At 71.3% G+C, this 17940-nt stretch carries 17 protein-coding genes; 10 read left to right on the forward strand and 7 right to left on the reverse strand.

Annotated elements, in window-relative coordinates; genetic code table 11:
- Positions 1–117 precede the first annotated feature (117 nt).
- The 3 genes from FKD65_RS27680 to FKD65_RS27690 all read left to right on the forward strand — a co-directional run bounded on the left by FKD65_RS27680 (position 118) and on the right by FKD65_RS27690 (position 3199).
- Positions 118–1305: a cytochrome P450 gene (locus tag FKD65_RS27680; RefSeq protein WP_240809636.1), complete on the forward strand. Its 1188-nt coding sequence runs from the start codon at positions 118–120 to the stop codon at positions 1303–1305.
- A gap of 83 nt (positions 1306–1388) precedes the next feature.
- Positions 1389–2417, forward strand: a complete 1029-nt coding sequence (locus tag FKD65_RS27685; protein WP_141580283.1) for an ATP-binding cassette domain-containing protein — start codon at positions 1389–1391, stop codon at positions 2415–2417.
- Positions 2414–3199: an ABC transporter permease gene (locus tag FKD65_RS27690; RefSeq protein WP_141580285.1), complete on the forward strand. Its 786-nt coding sequence runs from the start codon at positions 2414–2416 to the stop codon at positions 3197–3199. The genes FKD65_RS27685 and FKD65_RS27690 overlap by 4 nt, the downstream gene beginning before the upstream one ends.
- A gap of 14 nt (positions 3200–3213) precedes the next feature.
- Here the strand turns inward: FKD65_RS27690 and FKD65_RS27695 are convergent, their stop codons facing one another.
- The 3 genes from FKD65_RS27695 to FKD65_RS27705 form a co-directional block, all read right to left on the reverse strand.
- Complete coding sequence (locus FKD65_RS27695) at positions 3214–6420, reverse strand: BTAD domain-containing putative transcriptional regulator (RefSeq protein WP_141580287.1); 3207 nt, start codon at positions 6418–6420, stop codon at positions 3214–3216.
- 70 nt (positions 6421–6490) lie between these two features.
- Positions 6491–6865, reverse strand: coding sequence for a hypothetical protein (locus tag FKD65_RS27700; protein ID WP_141580289.1), 375 nt, complete (start codon positions 6863–6865; stop codon positions 6491–6493).
- Complete coding sequence (locus FKD65_RS27705; protein WP_141580292.1) at positions 6844–7257, reverse strand: ATP-binding protein; 414 nt, start codon at positions 7255–7257, stop codon at positions 6844–6846. Before FKD65_RS27705 ends, FKD65_RS27700 begins: the two co-directional genes overlap by 22 nt.
- A 249-nt stretch (positions 7258–7506) precedes the next feature.
- Between FKD65_RS27705 and FKD65_RS27710 the strand changes: the two genes are divergently transcribed.
- Together FKD65_RS27710 and FKD65_RS27715 are read left to right on the forward strand one after the other, a co-directional pair.
- A complete protein-coding gene (locus FKD65_RS27710; protein ID WP_141580294.1) occupies positions 7507–8343 on the forward strand; it encodes a DUF5753 domain-containing protein in 837 nt (278 codons plus the stop codon).
- A complete protein-coding gene (locus FKD65_RS27715) occupies positions 8318–8497 on the forward strand; it encodes a DUF397 domain-containing protein (protein WP_141580296.1) in 180 nt (59 codons plus the stop codon). Before FKD65_RS27710 ends, FKD65_RS27715 begins: the two co-directional genes overlap by 26 nt.
- Positions 8498–8646: 149 nt before the next feature.
- On the opposite strand, the gene FKD65_RS27720 is transcribed toward FKD65_RS27715, so the two are convergent.
- Positions 8647–9435, reverse strand: coding sequence for an enoyl-CoA hydratase/isomerase family protein (locus tag FKD65_RS27720; protein ID WP_141580298.1), 789 nt, complete (start codon positions 9433–9435; stop codon positions 8647–8649).
- A 123-nt stretch (positions 9436–9558) separates the two neighbouring features.
- Between FKD65_RS27720 and FKD65_RS27725 the strand changes: the two genes are divergently transcribed.
- The 4 genes from FKD65_RS27725 (at position 9559) to FKD65_RS27740 (ending at position 13403) form a co-directional block, all read left to right on the forward strand.
- Positions 9559–10287: an enoyl-CoA hydratase/isomerase family protein gene (locus tag FKD65_RS27725; RefSeq protein ID WP_168221218.1), complete on the forward strand. Its 729-nt coding sequence runs from the start codon at positions 9559–9561 to the stop codon at positions 10285–10287.
- Positions 10284–11846 (forward strand): AMP-binding protein, encoded by a 1563-nt coding sequence (locus FKD65_RS27730; RefSeq protein WP_141580302.1) that lies wholly within the window; start codon positions 10284–10286, stop codon positions 11844–11846. The genes FKD65_RS27725 and FKD65_RS27730 overlap by 4 nt, the downstream gene beginning before the upstream one ends.
- 50 nt (positions 11847–11896) lie before the next feature.
- Positions 11897–12673 carry an SDR family NAD(P)-dependent oxidoreductase gene (locus FKD65_RS27735; protein ID WP_141580304.1) on the forward strand — a complete coding sequence of 259 codons (777 nt, stop codon included), beginning with the start codon at positions 11897–11899 and terminating at the stop codon, positions 12671–12673.
- Between the two features lie 70 nt (positions 12674–12743).
- Positions 12744–13403 carry a TetR/AcrR family transcriptional regulator gene (locus FKD65_RS27740; RefSeq protein ID WP_141580306.1) on the forward strand — a complete coding sequence of 220 codons (660 nt, stop codon included), beginning with the start codon at positions 12744–12746 and terminating at the stop codon, positions 13401–13403.
- On the opposite strand, the gene FKD65_RS27745 is transcribed toward FKD65_RS27740, so the two are convergent.
- The 3 genes from FKD65_RS27745 to FKD65_RS27755 are packed head-to-tail and all read right to left on the reverse strand — an operon-like array spanning position 13381 to position 16209.
- Positions 13381–14844: a sodium:solute symporter gene (locus FKD65_RS27745; RefSeq protein ID WP_141580309.1), complete on the reverse strand. Its 1464-nt coding sequence runs from the start codon at positions 14842–14844 to the stop codon at positions 13381–13383. The genes FKD65_RS27740 and FKD65_RS27745 overlap by 23 nt on opposite strands.
- Positions 14844–15059, reverse strand: a complete 216-nt coding sequence (locus FKD65_RS27750) for a DUF3311 domain-containing protein (protein WP_141580311.1) — start codon at positions 15057–15059, stop codon at positions 14844–14846. The genes FKD65_RS27745 and FKD65_RS27750 overlap by 1 nt, the downstream gene beginning before the upstream one ends.
- A gap of 10 nt (positions 15060–15069) precedes the next feature.
- Positions 15070–16209: a M20 family metallopeptidase gene (locus tag FKD65_RS27755; RefSeq protein ID WP_168221219.1), complete on the reverse strand. Its 1140-nt coding sequence runs from the start codon at positions 16207–16209 to the stop codon at positions 15070–15072.
- A 110-nt stretch (positions 16210–16319) separates the two neighbouring features.
- Between FKD65_RS27755 and FKD65_RS27760 the strand changes: the two genes are divergently transcribed.
- Positions 16320–17513, forward strand: a complete 1194-nt coding sequence (locus FKD65_RS27760) for an acyl-CoA dehydrogenase family protein (protein WP_240809637.1) — start codon at positions 16320–16322, stop codon at positions 17511–17513.
- Positions 17514–17940: the final 427 nt, after the last annotated feature.

The raw sequence follows: 17940 nt of genomic DNA on the forward strand, positions 1-17940 counted from the left end.
CCCTCGTTCCGCGCCAGGCTCCGGGACTCGTGCGATCCTGGCCGGCAGGACACAACCGCACCCCGGCGGGGAGGCGGTGCCGACCGCGCCCGCGTCCTCGCGAGTGAGGAGGCCATCGTGCAGGACCCGACACGGTACGGCGAGGCCGGCGGGCCTCGGACGGACTTCGACCCGTTCGCCGGGCCGCGGCCCGCCGGAGCGGCCCACGCGCGAATGGACGAGCTCCGGGAGGCGCATCCGGCGTTCCGCAGCACCGCGGGGCCCGGCTTCTGGGTGCTGACCCGCTACGACGACATCCTCGCGGCCTTCCAGGACCCGGAGACGTTCTCCAGCCGCGCGATCGCCGTCATCGACCCGGAGCCCTCGCACCGGTGGATCCCGGTCATGCTGGACCCGCCGCTGCACACGACGTGGCGGCGGTTACTCCGGCCGTTCTTCACTCCCGTCGCCGCCGCCGTCCTGCGCGACCGGATCACCCGGCACTGCGCCGCGCTGATCGACGGTTTCGCGTCCCGGGGGGCGTGCGACCTCGTCACCGACTTCGCGCGGCTCTACCCCACCGCCATCTTCCTGGAGCTCGTCGGCCTGCCCATCGAGAGGCTGGAGGAGTTCCTCGGCTGGGAGCGCGCCATCCTGCACTCGCGGCCCTCCACCGGCGGACGGCCCGAGGCCATGGCGGCGCTGACGGCCTGCCTCACCGAACTCATCCGGGACCGCCGCGCCCGGCCGTGCGAGGACCTGGTGAGCGCCGCGATCAGGTTCACCGTGGACGGCCGGCCCGTCACCGACGACGAGCTGCTCCAGCTCTGCGTCCTGCTGTTCCTCGCCGGTCTCGACACCGTCGCCGCCCAGCTCTCCTACACCTTCTGGCACCTGGCGGGCGACGACGCCCTCCGCGCCCGCCTCGCCGGAGACCCGGACGTCATCCCGGACGCGGTCGAGGAGTTCCTGCGCGTCTACGCGCCCGTCCTGCCCGCGCGCAAGCTCACCCGCGACGTCGAGACGCACGGCTGCCCGATGAGGGCGGGCGACATGGTCATGCTCCCGACCGCGATGGCGGCCCGCGACCCGCGCGCCGTTCCGGCCGCCTCCGCCGTCGACGTCGACCGACCGCCGGCCCGGCACATGGCCTTCGGCGCGGGACCGCACCGCTGCCTCGGCTCCCACCTCGCCCGTCTCGAGCTCCAGATCGCGCTGCGCGAATGGCACGCCCGCATCCCCGACTACCGCATCGCGCCCGGCGCGCGGCCGGTGGAGCACGCGAGCCTCGTCCTCGGCCTGGACACCCTGCCCCTGACCTGGTGAGTTTCAGCCGCCGGACGGCTCGGGGCCGGGGCTGAAAGCGGGATGAAACCGGCCTGAAGGCGGGGACGCCCACGCTTCACGGCATGGACATCGAGATACGGCAGACGGCCATCCAGGTGGCCGGGCTGCGGAAGGCGTTCGGGGACAGGACGGTCCTCGACGGGATCGACTTCGAGGTGCCGCGCGGGACGGTCTTCTCGCTGCTCGGGCCCAACGGGGCGGGGAAGACGACCGTGGTGCGGATCCTGTCCACGCTGATCCCCGCGGACGGCGGCGACGTCAGCGTGGCGGGACGGGACCTGCGCCGGGACCCGGACGGCGTACGCCGGGCGATCGGCGTGACCGGGCAGTACTCGGCGGTCGACGGGCTGCTGACGGGACGCGAGAACCTGATCCTCATGGCGGACCTGCACCGCCTCGGCAAGGCCGGCGGGCGCCGGGCGGCGGGCGAGCTGCTGGAGCGGTTCGACCTGGTGGAGGCGGCGGACAAGACGGCCGCCACCTATTCGGGCGGGATGCGGCGGCGGCTCGACATCGCGATGACGCTGATCGGCGGCCCCCAGATCATCTTCCTGGACGAGCCGACGACCGGGCTCGACCCGCGCAGCCGCCGCACCATGTGGGAGATCATCCGCGAGCTGGTCCGGGAGGGCGTGACGATCTTCCTCACGACGCAGTACCTGGAGGAGGCCGACCACCTCGCCGACCGGATCGCGGTGCTGGACGGCGGGCGGCTGGTCGCCGAGGGCACCTCGGACGAGCTGAAGCGGCTCGTCCCCGGCGGGCACGTGCGGCTGCGGTTCGCGGACCTGGCGACGCTCGACGCGGCGGCGCGGACGCTCGGCTCGGTGACGAGGGACGACGACGCGCTCGCCCTCCAGGTGCCCGGGGACGGTGGCGTCGCCTCCCTGCGGGCGCTGCTCGGACGGCTGGCGGACGCCTCGATCGAGGTCGGCGAGCTGTCGGTCCACACCCCCGACCTCGACGACGTCTTCCTCGCCCTCACCGGCAGGACCGGCACGACCCGCGAGAACGACACGGCAGACAAGAACGACATAGCAGGCAAGAACGACACGACCGGCAGGACCGGAGAGAAGGCGACCTCGCGATGACCACGCTCACGCACGCGGCGGCGGACTCCGCGACCATGCTGCGCCGCAACCTGCGGCACGCGCTGCGCTACCCGTCCCTGACGATGGCCGGGATGATGATGCCCATCCTGATCATGCTGCTCTTCGTCGGGGTGTTCGGCAACGCGCTCGGCGACGGCGTCGGCGGCGCGGCCAAGGGCGACTACATCCAGTACGTCGCGCCGGGGATCATCCTGATGGCCGTCGCGTCCGGCTGCATGGCGACCTCGGTGTCGGTCTGCGTGGACATGACCGAGGGCATCGTCGACCGGTTCCGGACCATGGCGATCTCCCGCTCGTCGCTGCTCACCGGGCACGTCGCGGGCAGCATGATCCAGACGCTGCTGAGCACGGCCGCCGTCGTGGCCGTCGCGGTCGCGATGGGCTTCCGGACGAGCGGCGGCGCGGTGGACTGGCTCGCGGCCGTCGGCCTGCTGGTCCTGCTCACGTTCGCGCTGACCTGGGTCGCGGTCATGCTCGGGCTGCTGGCGAAGAACCCTGAGGGCGCGAGCAACACCCCGATGATCATCCAGTTCCTGCCGTTCGTCGGCAGCACGATCGTCCCGCCGGAGTCGATGCCCGCCGGGGTTCGGTGGTTCGCGCAGTACCAGCCGTTCACCCCGATGATCGAGACGCTGCGGGGGCTGCTCGCGGGCACGCCGAGCGGCCGGGACGCGGCGGTCTCCGTCGCCTGGTGCGCCGGCCTCGCCATCGCCGGCTACGCCTCCTCGAAGGTCCTGTTCGACCGGAAGGCCCCCCGCTGAGACAGGACGGCCCGTTAGACCGGCGCGAACCCGCGTGCGAGTTCGCGGGCGATGGCCCGCAGTTCCGCGCGGCCCAGGCCGGCGTACTCCGGCACGGCGTCGGAGTACGCCGGCCCGTCGGCGTCCCGCGCGGCGCGACTGATCAGCGCCGTGGACATGGTCGGCTGGAAGTTCCGGACGTGGTGGAGGCGCTGCGCCAGCGCGATCGCACGGGCGGCCCGCGTCCGGACGTCCTGGGCGGCGCCGGGGCGGGCGAGGTCGACCATGGCGAGCGCGAGCAGCAGCCCGCCGCTGACGGGCAGGTCCATGAAGGACGACGGCATCGGGACGGGCGGGTCGTTGAGCAGGGCCGCCAGCCTGGCGGGCAGCCCGGCCACGAGGTCCTCGACGAGATCGACGCGGCCGTGCCTGGCGTGTGCGACGACGGTGACGCAGTGGGCCTCCAGCGTCCACGGGTCGAGGCCGGCCCGCGGCCCCGGGACGTCCTCGGCGGCGAGCCTGTCCACCGCCTCGCGCCACAGCGCCAGGCCGGTCTCGACGTCACCGCGCCCGAACGCGATCTCCGCGCGGGCTCCGAGGTTGAAGGCGGCCGTGCCGAAGGCCTCGTCCGGCCCGTGGACCAGCGACCGGTCGAGCCACCGCTCCGCCTCGGCGTAGTCCCCGAGCGAGAGGTGCACCGACCCGATCGCCCACATCAACCCGAACATGTCGGGCCATTCGTACTTCTCCAGCAGATCCAGCGATATCCGCAGATGGTGCAGGGCCCGGTCGCCCTGGTCGAGTTGCATGAGCAGTTCGCCGAGGCGCGAGTGGAAGAGCAGGCGGCACCACGGGATGTCCGGCACGCAGGGCGTCGCGGTCATGTCCTCGGTCGCCGCGAGCGCCCCCGCCACGTCGCCCTCGCGTTCCCGGATGTACCCGGCGACGCAGTTCGCGAGGGCCGCGACCAGCGGATCGTCCCCGGCGCACAGCTCCTCCAGGCCGGGGCGACCGGAGCCGGCGCGGTCCGGGTCGAGGATCTCCGGCATGGCGGCGGCGACCGTGGCCATCGCGTTGACGAAGCTCCCATGCGGCGCGGGCGGGAGGCGGCGCAGCGCCACGAGCGCGCGCGTCGCCTGAGGCCCCTTGAACAGGACCGTGGTGACCACGCTGAGAGCCAGGGCGGTCCGGGCGACGTCGACGTCCTCGGGGCCGGGGCGGAAGCGGCTGAGGAGCCCGGCCGTCTCCTCGGCCAGGACGATCATCCGGCTGTAGGCCGCCTCCAGCGTCCACACGCCGCCGAGGACGGCGGCCACCGCCGCGACGGCCGGGGCGTCGCGCCGGGCGAGGCCGTGGCGGAGCGCCCGCTGGAGGTTGTCGAGCTCGACCCGTGCCCGCGCCAGCGGCGCGAACGGCTCGGAGCCGAACAGCGCCTCGTGGTGCGCCGTGCCGAACTCCCGCGCCCAGGTGAGCATGCCGCTCACGGCGCGATCGGTGTCCCCTTCGGCGTCCCGATGGGCCGCGCTGAACTCGCGGACGCTCTCCAGCATCCGGAACCGGGTCTCGGGACCGCCCCCGGCCGGTTCCAGGAGGGACTGGTCCACGAGGTCCTGAAGGATCTCCAGGGCGTCGCCGCCGAGGAGATGGCGTGCCGCCGCCGCGGTGAAACCGGCGGGGAGCACTGACAGCAGCCGCATGGCCTCCCGCCCGGACGGGGAGAGCAGGCCCCAGCTCCAGTCCACGACCGCGTGCATGGTCCGGTGCCGGGACGGCGCGTCGCGGGCGTTGCCGCGCAGCAGGGCGAACCGGTCGCCCAGGCCGCGAGTGATCTCGGGCACGGTCATGACCCGGACGCGCGCCGCCGCCAGCTCGATCGCGAGCGGCAGCCCGTCGAGGTGGCGGCACAGCTCCTCCACCGGTCCGGGGGGCAGCTCCACGCCGGGACGCGCCGAGCGCGCACGCTGGCGGAACAGCTCGGCGGAGGTCGGCGGGTCCAGCGCGGGCAGCGGGTACACCGACTCCGACGACAGCCCCAGCGGCGCGCGGCTCGTCGTCAGGATCCGCAGGTCACGGGTCATCGACACCAGCGCGCCCGCGAGCCCGGCGGCACCGTCGACGACGTGCTCGCAGTTGTCCAGGACGAGCAGGACGGGACCCGGTCCGAGCACCTCGGCGATGGCCGAGGCGACGTCGCCCGCCCTGCCGAGGCGTCCGTGCGCCGGCGGCGACTCGCCGACCCCGAGGACGGACGCGACCTCGCCCGCGACATCCTCGTCCCGCGCGACGCCCGCGAGGGGGACGTAGTGCACCGCCCGTTGCGGCGCCTCCCGCGCGACGGTGTTCGCCAGCCGCGTCTTGCCCAGCCCGCCCGGCCCGACGATCGAGGTGACGCGGGACGCGCGCAGCAGGTCCAGCACGGCGGCGAGGTCTCCGGCCCTCCCGAGCAGCGGGTTCGGCTCGTGCGCCACGCCGCGCCGGACGGCGGGCGCCTCGTCCCGCAGCAGCTCCTGCTGGACGCGCTGGAGCGCACCTCCCGGATCGGTGCCGAGCTCGTCGCGCAGCGAGCGCCGGTAGGACTCGTACCGCGCCAGCGCGGCCGCCGGACCCGCGGTCGCGGCCTCGCACCGCAGCAGCTCGGCGAGCACCTCCTCGTCGCGCGGGTACTCCAGGGCGGCGCCGGCGAGCGCCTCGAAGCCCTCCGCGTGCCGGCCGAGGCGCGCGAGGGCCAGGGCGCGCGCTCGCGCCAGCGTCCAGTAGGTCGAGACCCGGTCCGCGCGCAGGACGGCCAGCGGATCGTCCCCGTCGCCGGGCTCGGGAGGCCCGTCGAAGAGCGCCAGCCCGTCCTCGGCGTGGGCGAGCGCGCCCGCGTGGTCGCCGTCGCGGGAACGCCGCGCGCTCGCGGACGCGGCGAGCAGCACGGCGGAGGCGTCCACCGCGGACTCCTCCAGGCCGATGCGGTACCCGGTCGGCGTGCCGGCGATGACGTCCGCGCCCAGCTGCGACCTCGCCCGGGAGACGACCACTTGGAGCGCCTTCACCGGATTCTCCGGGCGCTCGCCAGGCCACAGCCCCTCCACCAGCCGGACGACGGACACCCCCGCCCGCGGCTCGCCCGCCAGCAGCGCGAGCAGCCCGCGCAGCCGCGGGCTCGTGACGTCCCGCCCCCGGCACGCGACCCCGGACAGCAGCCTCAACTCGACCGGCCCGCCGGGGACGGAGTCGCGGGGGAGGGAGTCGACCACGAGGACAGACTAGGGCGCACCCGACAGACGCAGTAGGACGCGTTCGCGGCGCGCCGGTGATGAGGCCCCGTCACCAGGTGGACGGGAAGAGGCGGTGCTTGAGGAGGCGGTCGATCTGCGCGGCCGCCGCCTTGGCGTCGTTGCACAGGCAGAGGTAGCCGTGCCGCCCTCGCTGGGCGTCGTGGTAGGCCCAGGTGCGCCCCGGGGCGGCGAGGGCGCTGACCACGATGCCGACGTCCTTGGTGGCGCTCGCGTGGATCCACAGCAGCGGAACCGGGGCGGGGAACTCCGTGCGCCGGTAGAGCTTCACGAACCGCCAGCCCTGCGGGGCCAGGGCCGCGGCCAGCTCGTCCAGGTGCCGCGCGGCCGTCTCGTGGCCCCAGCGGGTGCGCCACCGCAGCAGATGGCGCTCGGCGAGGGCGGCTAGAGCCCGCACTTGGCCCACGCGAGCTTCCCTCCCTCCACCAGCGGCCGGGTCCCCCAGTCGAGTGCGAGACCGGCCACCATCAGCAGCCCGCGCCCATGGATCGCCGCGTGGTCCTCCGGCCGGACGACCGGCTGCCCTGCGCCGCCGTCCCGGACCTCGATCGTGGGCAGGCCGTCGCGCTCGTCCTGGTACAGCCGGAGGACGATCGGACCCTCCCCGTGGAGCAGCGCGTTCGTGACCAGTTCGGAGACGATCGTCCGGCCGGTGTGGTCGTCGGCGACGCCCCATGCGGCGAAGCGCTCGGCGACGAACCGCCGCGCCCTGGCCGGTGCCCGCTCGTCCGGTTCGAGGACGAGCGTGGAAACGCCCTCGTCGCATATCCCTGCGACGTCCTTTGTGAATGGATGCATAAGGCGAGGCGCTCCGTCCTGTCCGATTCGCCGGGCAGATTGCGAAAATGCATTCCGCTATGACCGTTTCATGGGGAACTGTCAAAACGATCGCGTCGAACATCTCGACATTCGTTTCCGTCGTCCCCGCACCGAGCATCGCGCAAAGTGCCATGCTGGGAAACGCGAAAGCAATGCCACAGGGCAACCTCGGACCATGGCCCCCGACCACTGGTCATCGCTGGTCATGGCTGGTCATAGGGAGACGCAATGCCGCAGCCCGCCAAGCGCCTCACCCCGTCGAACAGTCCCCTCGACCTGTTCGGATCAGAAGTCCGCCGGTACCGCGTCCTCGCGGACCACAGCATCAAGCAGCTCGCGGGCAAGATCCCTTACAGCGCGTCCTTCATCGGCGCCGTCGAACGCGCCGAATGCCACTGCGAACGGACCTTCGCCGAACACTGCGACGCCGTCCTCGACACAAGGCAGGCCTTGGCCCACCTCCACGACGGCCTGTTCGGCGACAAGAAGGACGGCTTCCCCGAGTGGTTCCGCAAGTGGCCCGCCGTCGAGGAGGACGCCGGAACCCTCAAGGTCTACGAGCCCACCGTCGTCTATGGCCTGCTCCAACGGGAGGAGTACGCGAGCAGCCTCCTCTTCGGCGACCGCGAAGCAACCGATGCTCGACTGGCGCGGCAGTCCGTCCTCACAAGGACAGACCCTGTACCTCCTCGTCTGATCTACGTCCTACCTGAAGTCGTACTCTGGTACGACGTTGGAGGGGCAGTTGTGATGCGCGCCCAACTCCAGCACCTCGTGGACGCCATAGGACCTCGGTTGAGCATCCAGGTCATCCCGAACGGCGTGCCCCACCCTGGCAACGAAGGAGCGTTCGTTTTGGCGACGCTTCCGGACGGCAAGGAGATCGCACTTGCCGAGACTGCTGCGCGTGGGATCATGATGGACACGCGAGAGGACATCTCCAGACTTAAGGACAGGTTCGACGCGATCTGTACACAGGCCCTCCCCACGAGCATGAGCGCCGACCTGATCACTCGCACCATCGAAGAGAAGTGGAACCATGAACCGAGAACTCGTCTGGCGTAAGTCCAGCCGTAGCGGTAGTTCTGGCGGAAACTGCGTCGAGTTGGCTGGACTGGCGGCTGGTGTGGCCATTCGGGATTCGAAGGACCCGAACGGCCCCGCGCTTCTTGTTCGTCCCTCCGTGCTGCGTGAGGCGATCCGGCTCGCCGCCGAGTGAGGAGGAGGCGCGCGCACGCGCCGGTCTCAGCCGTTTGCGCAAGGTCGGTGGACGTCGCGTTCTCGGCGCGGGACTCGCTCAGGGACGAGGGTGGGCGAGGCGGGTGACGCCGGGTGGCTCGGCGCGTTCGTGGACGGCGGGGCGGCGCATCAGAACATGGGTGCGCGCTTCTCTCCGAGGGCCGCGATTCCCTCCTGCGCCTCAGGGCCGGCGAAACCGAGGAACTCTAGGGCGAGCGCGGCGTCGAAGTGAGGCATGGCCGCCCGTAGCCAGGAGTTGAGAGCCTGCTTGGTCCACCGCAGGGCGGTGGGTGCGCCTTCGGCCAGCCGGACCGCGATGTCGGTGGCCCGGTCGAGGACGTTCACGTCGTCCACCGCGAGGGACACAAGGCCGATGCGCTCGGCCTCCGCCCCGTCCAGCGGATCGCACGTGAGCAGGTAGTACTTGGCTTTGGCGAGCCCGCACAGCAGCGGCCAGACGAGGGGGGCGTGGTCGCCCGCCGCGACGCCCAGCCTGGTGTGGCCGTCGATCAGGCGGGCGTTCCTGGCGACCACGGAGACGTCGGCGAGCAGCGCCACCACGAGCCCCGCCCCGACCGCCGCTCCGCGCACCGAGGAGACGACGGGCTTGGTGAACTCGACGAGGTTGGTCACGAGCTCCCGGGCCTCGCGCAGGCCGTCGATCCGGGCCTGCGGGTCGTCGGTGAAGCTCCGCACCCACTCGACGTCTCCACCGGCGCTGAACATGCGGCCGGCCCCGGTGACGAGGACGGCGCGGACCCGCTCATCGGCCTCGGCGTCCCGCCAGATGCGGGTGATCTCGGTGTGGCCCACCGCGTCCAGGGCGTTGGCGCGGCCGGGGTTGTCGATGGTCACCTTGAGCACGCCGTCCGAGACCCAGGTCACGTCCAGCCGTCGGTAGTCCGCGTAGCGGTCCATGCTCCTCCTTGCGTCGAATCGATCGATCGATACAATAGCCCCATGTCAGTCGAATGCGCCACGGCCACCGGGGGTGGCCGTGCTGAGCACGTGTTGCTTCACCGTCGAGGGCCTGTTTCGGTGGTGACGTTGAACCGGCCCGACGTGCGGAACGCCCTGTCCCACCGGATGCTGCGCGAGCTCCTCGGCGTGCTGGCCGAGCTGGAAGGGTCCGCGGAGACGGGAGCGATCGTGCTGACCGGCGCCGGGCCGGGGTTCTGCTCAGGCGATGATCTGTCGGAGGCCGCGAGCACCGATGCCGAGACGTTCGACGAGAGCGTCGGGCTTCTCCAACGGCTGACCGGGAAGCTGCTCGACATGGAGACGCCGGTCATCGCCGCGATCAACGGGCCGGCGATGGGGGGCGGGCTCGAGCTGACACTGGCCTGCGACCTGCGCCTGGCCTCCCAGCACGCGGTGTTCGCGTGCCCCGAGGTGGCGTGGGGCCTGGTGGTCACCAACGGCGCCTCGGTGCTGCTCCCGGCCATCGTCGGGCATGGCCGCGCCCGCGACATGGTGCTCACGGGCAGGACCTTCGACCCGGCCTGGGCGCTGACGGCCGGTCTGGTCAGTGAGGTGCTGCCCGGCGACCGGCTTGTGGACCGTGCCGTGGCGCTCGCCGAGGAGATGGCGAGCCGCTCGCAGGCCGTTCGCCTGACCCGGCGGTTGCTCGACCATGGGGGCAGGGAGGCAGTCGCCGGCGCGCTGGCCCGGGAAGCGGCGGCCGTGGGGGAGGCCCGGCGAGGCCCGGCCGGCGAGAAGGGCCTCCGCGACTTCGCCGCCCGTCATTCGGGTGAAGGGGGAGGGCGATGACGCGGGACGCGCGCACGCTCGGCGATCTCGTCGAGGAGCATGCACGGACACGGCCCGACCACGCCGCGTTGCGCGTGGAGGGCGAGACGCTCACCTATGGTCGGCTCGCGGCGAAGGTCCGTTCGGTGGCCGCCGGTTTCGCGGAGAACGGCGTGTGCCCGGGGCAGACCGTGGCCTTCGTCCTGCCGAACTGCGTGGAGTTCGTCGTCGCCTGGCTCGCGCTGGGACGTATCGGAGCCGTCGCGGCCCCCGTGAACACGGCGCTGCTGGGCGACGGGCTCGTGAACGTGCTGCGGACGAGCGGGGCCGAGGTCGCGGTCGTCGACGAGCGGTTCCTTCCGGCAGTGCGGGAGGCGCTGTCCGAGGGCGCGGACCTGCGTGCGATCTTCGTCCGCGGCCGCGTCGAGACCCGGCCCGGTGAGATCCCGATCCGGCCGTGGAACGATCTGGAGCACCCGGGCTCCGCTCCGCGCTTCGGAACGCGCCCCGGCGATCCCAGCATCCTGTTGTTCACCTCGGGGAGCACCGGCCGGTCGAAGGCATGCGTCCTCTCCCACCGGTACGTGCGCCGTCAGGCGGACATCTTCACCGACCAGTTGGGCCTGACGGCGGAGGATGTGCTCTTCTGCCCGTTCCCGCTGTTCCATGCCGATGCGGCCATCTTCACCGTCGCCCCCGCTCTGGCGCTGGGCGCGACCGCGGCGCTCGTCGAGCGGTTCTCCGTGCGGCGCTTCTGGCAGCAGGTACGCCACTACCGGGCGACCGTCTTCGATTTCATGGGCGCGACGCTGACCATGCTGTACAAGCACCCGCCGGAACCCGACGACGCCGACAATCCGGCCAGACTCGGCTGGGGGGTGCCGCTACCCGGTTGGGCCGACGAATTCGAGCGCAGGTTCGGCGTCGAGCTGGTCGAGGTGTACGGCCTGAGCGATACCGGCATCGTGCTGTACAACCGTCCGGGCGATCCGCGTCGCCCCGGTTCCTGCGGCCGTCCCGTGCATCCCTTCGACGTCAGGGTCATGGACCCTGACGGCTTCGAGGTTCCCGGCGGCGAGGTGGGAGAGATCTGCATCCGGCCTCTCGAACCCCACGTGATCCTCAGCGGGTACGCCGGAATGCCGGAGGCCACCGTCGAGGCATGGCGTGACCTGTGGTTCCACACCGGCGACCTCGCGCGGCGCGACGCGGAGGGGTTCTTCTACTTCGTCGGACGCGGAAGCGACGTGATCCGGCGGCGCGGAGAGAACATCTCCGCCCTGGAGATCGAATCCGTCGTCGGCGAGCACCCGGCCGTGCTGGAAGTGGCCGCGTTCGGCGTCCCGAGCGAGCTCACCGAAGAAGACGTGATGGTCACACTGGTGCTCCGCGAGGGAGCCGCACTCGATGCGGAGGCACTCCTCGCCTACTGCCGGGAACGGCTGCCGCGTCACATGGTCCCGCGCTACGTCGCGTTCGCCGGAGCGCTCCCGAAGACGCCCACGGAGAAGATCGCGAAGCACGTGCTCAAGACACACGGAGTGGGCGCCTCCGCCTTCGACCGGGAAGCCCGCGGCTGACCGCGGCACGAGCCCCGCGCCCCCGAAACATCGACGACAGGGATTTCGTAATGAGCAACTCTCCTCAGCCCCGCCACGAGTCCGGGTTCCGGGGCGTCTCCGTGATCGTGACCGGCGGCGCCAAGGGCATCGGAGCGGCGATCGTCCGCAGGCTCGGCGCGTCCGGCGCGTCGGTCGCCATCGTCGACCTCGACACGCGGGCGGCCGAGCAGCTCGCCCGGGAGGTGCCCGGCGCCTTCGCGGCGGGCGCCGACGTGGGCGACTACACCGGCCTCGGGCGCGCCATGGACGACGCCTGCGCGCGCATGGACGGCCTGGACGTCCTGGTCAACAATGCCGGCTGGGACCACGTCCGGCGTTTCACCGATACCGACCCGGAGCTGTGGGACAAGCTGATCCACATCAATCTCAAGGGCGTCTTCAACGCCACCCACCTCGCCCTCCCGAGACTGGCGGAGCGGGGCGGCGGCAGGATCGTCAACGTGGCCAGCGACGCCGGCCGGGTCGGCTCGTCGGGCGAGGCCGTCTACGCCGCGTGCAAGGGCGGCACGATCGCGTTCACCAAGTCGATCGCCCGCGAGACGGCCCGCCGCGGCATCGCCGTGAACTGCGTCTGCCCGGGCCCCACGGACACGCCGCTGCTGGAAGAGATCAAGCGGGACGACCGGGCCGCGGCCACCATGGACGCCATCGTCCGCGCGACGCCGACCCGGCGCCTGGCCCGGCCGGAGGAGATCGCCGAGGCGGTCGCCTTCTTCGCCGCGGCCCCCGCCCACATCACCGGCCAGGTCCTGTCCGTCAGCGGTGGGCTGTCCATGGCGGGCTGACCGTCCGCTGATCGGCGTATCGGGTAGGTTCACGTACCTGGACCGCATCGTGACCGGGTAGGAGCCTTCGATGCCGCGCACGCCTGCCGCCGTAGCGGGTGAGACGTCTCGCCGTATCCGCTCTTCGGCCATCGGCCTCTTCGCCGAGCGGGGATTTCACGGTACGGGCATCCGCGACATCGCGACCGGGGCGGACGTCACGCTCTCGTCCCTGTACCACCACTTCGGCAGCAAGGACGACCTGCTGGTCGACATCATGGTCACCAGCACCGAGCCGCTCAAGCGCGCGGCCGATGAGGCACGGCGGGCCCTGGCGACACCCTCCGAGCAGCTGGCGATGCTGATCGAGCAGCATGTGTGGGCGCACGTCACCGACCGCCTCGCCAAGATCGTCACGGACACGGAACTGCGGGCCCTGTCCGGTGACCGCCGCGAACGCGTGATCGCCCTGCGCGACGCGTACGAGAGCGTCTGGCGCTCCACCGTGGAGGACGGCGTCGCCGCGCGGGTCTTCACGGTGCCCAACACCAAGGCCCTGACCATCGGGCTTCTGGAGATGTGCACCGCCGTGTCCCACTGGTTCCGTCCGAGCGGCGAGCTGGAACTGCACGAACTGTGCCGCACCTACGCCGACGGCGGGCTGGCGCTGATGCGCGCCGCACGGGACGGGCGCCCCGTGCGGCGCGCGGATCTCGACATCGGCGAACCTACGCGCTTCCTCGAGCGGTGAGCACGGGCGCCCGCCGGGATGTGGCGAGGGTGACCAGGACCAGCACGACGATGTTCACGCCCAGAGCCGGCACTCCCACGTTGACGTGCAGCAGCGCCGAGGGAAGGAAGGGCGCCACGTCGGCCACCGTCAGCTCGTTCACGGTCAGGTAGGCGATGGTCCCGGTGCCGGCAAGCATGCCCGCGCCCACGCCCCGGCTGTTGGCCGGGTTCCGCGGCAGCAGGCTGAGCAGCAGCGCGGGGGCGAGCTGGGTCACCAGCGCGTAGGCGAGCAGCAGCAGGGTGACGATGGCCGCGCCGTCGATGAGCGCGAGGTAGACCGACACCGCGCCCACGAAGGGGACCAGGAGGCGCGCCACCCGGCCGGCGTCGGATTCCTGGCGGAGCGGCTTGTAGACGTTGTTCGCGATCAGGGTCGAGGTGGTGTTCAGCAGCATCGCGCCGGGCACCAGCGCGGCGAGCAGCCCGGCGCCGCCCACGAGCCCCATGACGACCGGCGGCAGCGCCTCCTTGACCAGCCGCAGCAACGACAGGTCGGCCTGCCCCGCCGGCAGCCCCGGGACGGCCAGCACGGCCGTGAAGCCGACGAAGAACACGAACAGCAGGAACAGCTGGTAAAGCGGGAAGATCACGGCGTTCTTCCGGAAGGTCGACTCCCGTCGCGCCGAGAGCGTCGCCGCGAAGAGGTGCGGCCACATGTAGAAGCCGAGGGTGGACACGAGGACCGTGGAGACGTACCAGGAGACGCCGAGGCCGTCGGTGTGGAGTTCGGCGAAGTGCGGCCGGGCCTTCTCGACCGCCGCGAACAGTTCACCGACGCCGCCGAAGTACTTGAGGGGCAGGTAGACCCCGAGGAATGCCACGACGACCACGATGAGGACGTCCTTCACCGTGGACGTCCAGGCCGCCGCGAGCAGTCCGGAGAGCGCCACGTAGCCCGTCAGCAGGACGCCGCCGACGACGATCGCGGCGGTGGGGGACACCGCGCCGTAGGAGGCCTCGGACACGATGATGCCGAGCCCTTTCAGCTGCAGCACCAGGAACGGGACCATGCCGGAGATCCCGATGATCGTGACCACGACGCCGAGACCGGGGCTGTCGTACTTCTTGATGAAGAAGTCCGCCTGCGACATCAGGTCGTGCTGCTTCGCGTACCTCCACAGCACGGGCAGCAGCCAGTAGGACATCACGTAGGCGAGGGTGACGTACGCGAGGATGTAGTAGGCGGCACCGCCGTTGGCGTAGATGAACCCGCTGATGCCGAGGAACGTGGTGGTCGTGTAGATCTCCCCGGCCATCAGCAGGAACACGAAGACGCCCCCCAGCGACCGGCCGCCGACGGCCCATCTCTCCAGGTCCATGGCCTTGCGTCCGCGTGCCCGTACCCCCAGGTAGACCGCCAGGGCCAGCGTCAGCGCGATCAGCGTCAGCGAGACGAACATCAGCCCTCCTCCTCACTGCCGGCCTGGCCGGGGCCGTTGACCGGGTCGAGCCGGTACACCACGGCCATGCAGACGGAGGTGAGCACGATCGACAGGCTCAGCCAGAAGAGGAAGAACGGCAGTCCGAGGACGTAGGGCTCGGTGCGGTTGACCCAGGGGACGGCCCCCAGGAGCAACGCGAACGGCAACGCGGCCAGGGCGAGACGCAACCACATGTGCTTCCCCTCAGTTCGAGATCATGAACGCTGTGCGCAGGTACACGGCGGTCGCCGTGACCATGTCGCCGATGGACACCCATTCGTCGAGGCTGTGCGCCTGGGCCAGCGAGCCCGGGCCGAACAGCGCGACCGGGGAACCGAAGTACGCCGCGTCGGAGCTCGCCGGGAACCCGCGCGGGCTCGGGTCGGGCGCCCCGCCGAGCTCGGCGGCGCCGAGCAGCGCCGCGGCCAGCCAGTGCCCTTCGGGCAGTTCGTAGGGATCGACGGTCCACCAGGCCTCGCCGAGCGACCACCCTCCCGGTTCCAGGTCCGCCACCACTTCGGTGCGGACGTCGGACGCGGTCTCCCCCGGCAGCAGGCGGCGGCTGAACTGGACGCGGCATTCGGAGGGAACGATGTTCGGCTTGATGCCGCCCTCGATGACGCCCACGTTCATCGTGGGAGGGCCCAGCAGGGGGTGCCGGCGGCGGTCGAGCGTGCGCTGGTGGTCTTCGAGACGGCCGAGCAGCCGTGCCGCCGCGAGGATGGCGTTGGTGCCGTGCTGCGGCACGCTGCTGTGCGTGGCCTCGCCGGTCACGCGCAGTTCGAAGGCGGCGAGCCCCTTGGTGGCCAGGCAGGCGGTCAGTTCGGTCGGCTCACCTATGATCACCGCGTCGGCCCGGGGGCCGGACGCGCCGAGCGCCTTGGCCCCCTCCTGGCGGTACTCCTCGTCGCCGACGCCCGCGATCAGCAGGTCTCCGGCAGGCCTGAGCGACCGTTCGGCCAGGATCTCGGCGACCTCGAGGTAGCAGGCGAGCGCGGCCTTCATGTCGCAGGCGCCGCGCCCGTGGACCCTGCCGTCCCGCACGACTGCGGTGAGCGCTTCGGGGTAACCGGTGGTCTCGACGGTGTCCATGTGCCCGGCGAACATCAGGGACCGTCCCCCTGAGGCGCCGGGAAGCCGCGCCAGCGTGTTGTGACGGCCGGGGGCGTACTCGTCGACCTCGCCCGTCCAGCCGAGGCCCGCGAGGCGATCGTGAAGGTAGGCGGCCACTCTCCCCTCTCCCTGCTCCGCGTCCTGCGGTGCGCCGCCGAAGGGGTTCACACTCGGCAGCTCGATGAGTTCGCAGAGGGTCTGCGCCAGCCGGTCGCGGTCGATTCGTTCCACACACTGGGCCAGCGCATCCGATGACGAGGCTTCCATGAGGCCACTCCTAACGGATGTGAGGTGAGGCCTGATTGTATCGATCGATCGAATCATTGGATAGAGTGCTGAGCATGATCGTGGTCCGGCGGTCGGTGACGAGGAGGCTGGCAGGCATGGATCTGGAACTCTCCGACGAGCAGCAGGCGGCGCGACGACTCGCCGCCGACTTCGTCGACCGTGAGATCGCGCCCCATGCCGCCGCGTGGGACCGCGCCGAGAGAGTCGATCAGCGGATCGTCCGGCGTCTCGGTGACCTGGGTTTCCTGGGCCTGACCCTCCCGGAGGAGTACGGCGGCTCAGGAGGCGACCACCTCACCTACGCGTTGGTGCTGGAGGAACTCGGCCGGGGCGACTCGGCGGTGCGGGGGATCGTGTCGGTCTCTCTCGGCCTGGTCGCGAAGTCGATCAACACCTACGGGGACGAGGCGCAGAAGCTCGGCTGGCTGCCCGCCCTGGCGGATGGAACGGCGCTGGGGTGCTTCGCGCTGACCGAGCCCGGCAGCGGCTCCGACGCCGCCGCGCTCGCCACCAGGGCGGTGCGCGACGGCGACGACTGGCTGATCAGCGGCACCAAGATGTTCATCACCAACGGCACGTGGGCGGACGTCGCCGTGGTGTTCGCCCGGACAGGTGAGCAGGGCCACCGGGGCATTACCGCTTTCCTCGTGCCGACTGATAGCGCTGGTTTCCAGCGCCGTGAGCTGCATGGCAAGTTGGGCCTGCGCGGCCAGGCGACGGCGGAACTGGTGCTCGACCGCGTACGAGTGCCCGACGGCGCCCGTCTGGGCCCCGAAGGCAGGGGCTTTTCCGTCGCCATGGCGGCGCTGGCCAAGGGACGCATGTCGGTCGCCGCCGGATGTGTCGGCCTGGCACAGGCGTGCCTGGACGCGGCGGTCGCGTACGCCAGGGAACGCGAGCAGTTCGGCAGGCCCATCGCCTCCCGCCAACTGGTGCAGGATCTGCTTGCGGGCATCGCCGTCGAGGTCGACGCGGCCCGCCTCCTGGTGTGGCGGGTCGCCGATCACATCGACCGCGGCCTGCCGTTCGCCACCGAATCCTCAATGGCCAAGCTGTACGCGAGCGAGGCGGCCGTGCGCGCCGCCAACGACGCCCTCCAGGTGTTCGGCGGTTATGGCTACATGGATGAATATCCCGTTTCCAAGTTCCTGCGCGACGCCCGAGTGATGACCCTTTACGAGGGGACGAGCCAGATCCAGAAACTCCTGATCGGCCGTTCCCTGACAGGCATCGCCGCCTTGGACTGACGTCGGGACACCAAACCGGAAAACCCCGAGCGAGGGCAGGCCGGTAGTACCCCGGTTCTTCACACCCGAGAGTCTTGGCGGAGGGAGCTCTGGACCTTCGGAGGACTGGAAGTCACTCAGTGACCGCACCCTGACGGACCGGCTCGCCTCCAAAACTGAATATGGCTGGCCCCCCACGGCATGTGGAGGACCAGCCGTTTGACACCGGGGCACCCGAGATCTCGAGTGCCCCGGCTCTTGAGGTCAGGGCAGGAAAAGGCGTTGTGCACCCTGTGCCGGTGCGTGGCCTAAGCCTTTTTCTTGCGCGTTGGGCATTTCTTGGTACGAGGCCGGCTCAGCTGGGGGATGCATCCCCAGTTGAACGCCGAGCCGTCATCGACTGATGAGTCGAAGACTGGTCCTGGCCGCGTTGCGGCATCCGGGGGTG

It is taken from the genome of Actinomadura sp. WMMA1423 (assembly GCF_006547145.1).
Taxonomy (GTDB): Bacteria; Actinomycetota; Actinomycetes; order Streptosporangiales; family Streptosporangiaceae; genus Spirillospora.

Bases quoted from the DNA above. Each gene is read 5' to 3' on its own strand.
- FKD65_RS27685 (WP_141580283.1), top strand. From the start codon at position 1,389: ATGGACATCGAGATACGGCAGACGGCCATCCAGGTGGCCGGGCTGCGG.
- FKD65_RS27690 (WP_141580285.1), top strand. From the start codon at position 2,414: ATGACCACGCTCACGCACGCGGCGGCGGACTCCGCGACCATGCTGCGC.
- FKD65_RS27705 (WP_141580292.1), bottom strand. From the start codon at position 7,257: ATGCATCCATTCACAAAGGACGTCGCAGGGATATGCGACGAGGGCGTT.
- FKD65_RS27710 (WP_141580294.1), top strand. From the start codon at position 7,507: ATGCCGCAGCCCGCCAAGCGCCTCACCCCGTCGAACAGTCCCCTCGAC.
- FKD65_RS27715 (WP_141580296.1), top strand. From the start codon at position 8,318: ATGAACCGAGAACTCGTCTGGCGTAAGTCCAGCCGTAGCGGTAGTTCT.
- FKD65_RS27720 (WP_141580298.1), bottom strand. From the start codon at position 9,435: ATGGACCGCTACGCGGACTACCGACGGCTGGACGTGACCTGGGTCTCG.
- FKD65_RS27730 (WP_141580302.1), top strand. From the start codon at position 10,284: ATGACGCGGGACGCGCGCACGCTCGGCGATCTCGTCGAGGAGCATGCA.
- FKD65_RS27735 (WP_141580304.1), top strand. From the start codon at position 11,897: ATGAGCAACTCTCCTCAGCCCCGCCACGAGTCCGGGTTCCGGGGCGTC.
- FKD65_RS27740 (WP_141580306.1), top strand. From the start codon at position 12,744: ATGCCGCGCACGCCTGCCGCCGTAGCGGGTGAGACGTCTCGCCGTATC.
- FKD65_RS27745 (WP_141580309.1), bottom strand. From the start codon at position 14,844: ATGTTCGTCTCGCTGACGCTGATCGCGCTGACGCTGGCCCTGGCGGTC.
- FKD65_RS27750 (WP_141580311.1), bottom strand. From the start codon at position 15,059: ATGTGGTTGCGTCTCGCCCTGGCCGCGTTGCCGTTCGCGTTGCTCCTG.
- FKD65_RS27760 (WP_240809637.1), top strand. From the start codon at position 16,320: ATGATCGTGGTCCGGCGGTCGGTGACGAGGAGGCTGGCAGGCATGGAT.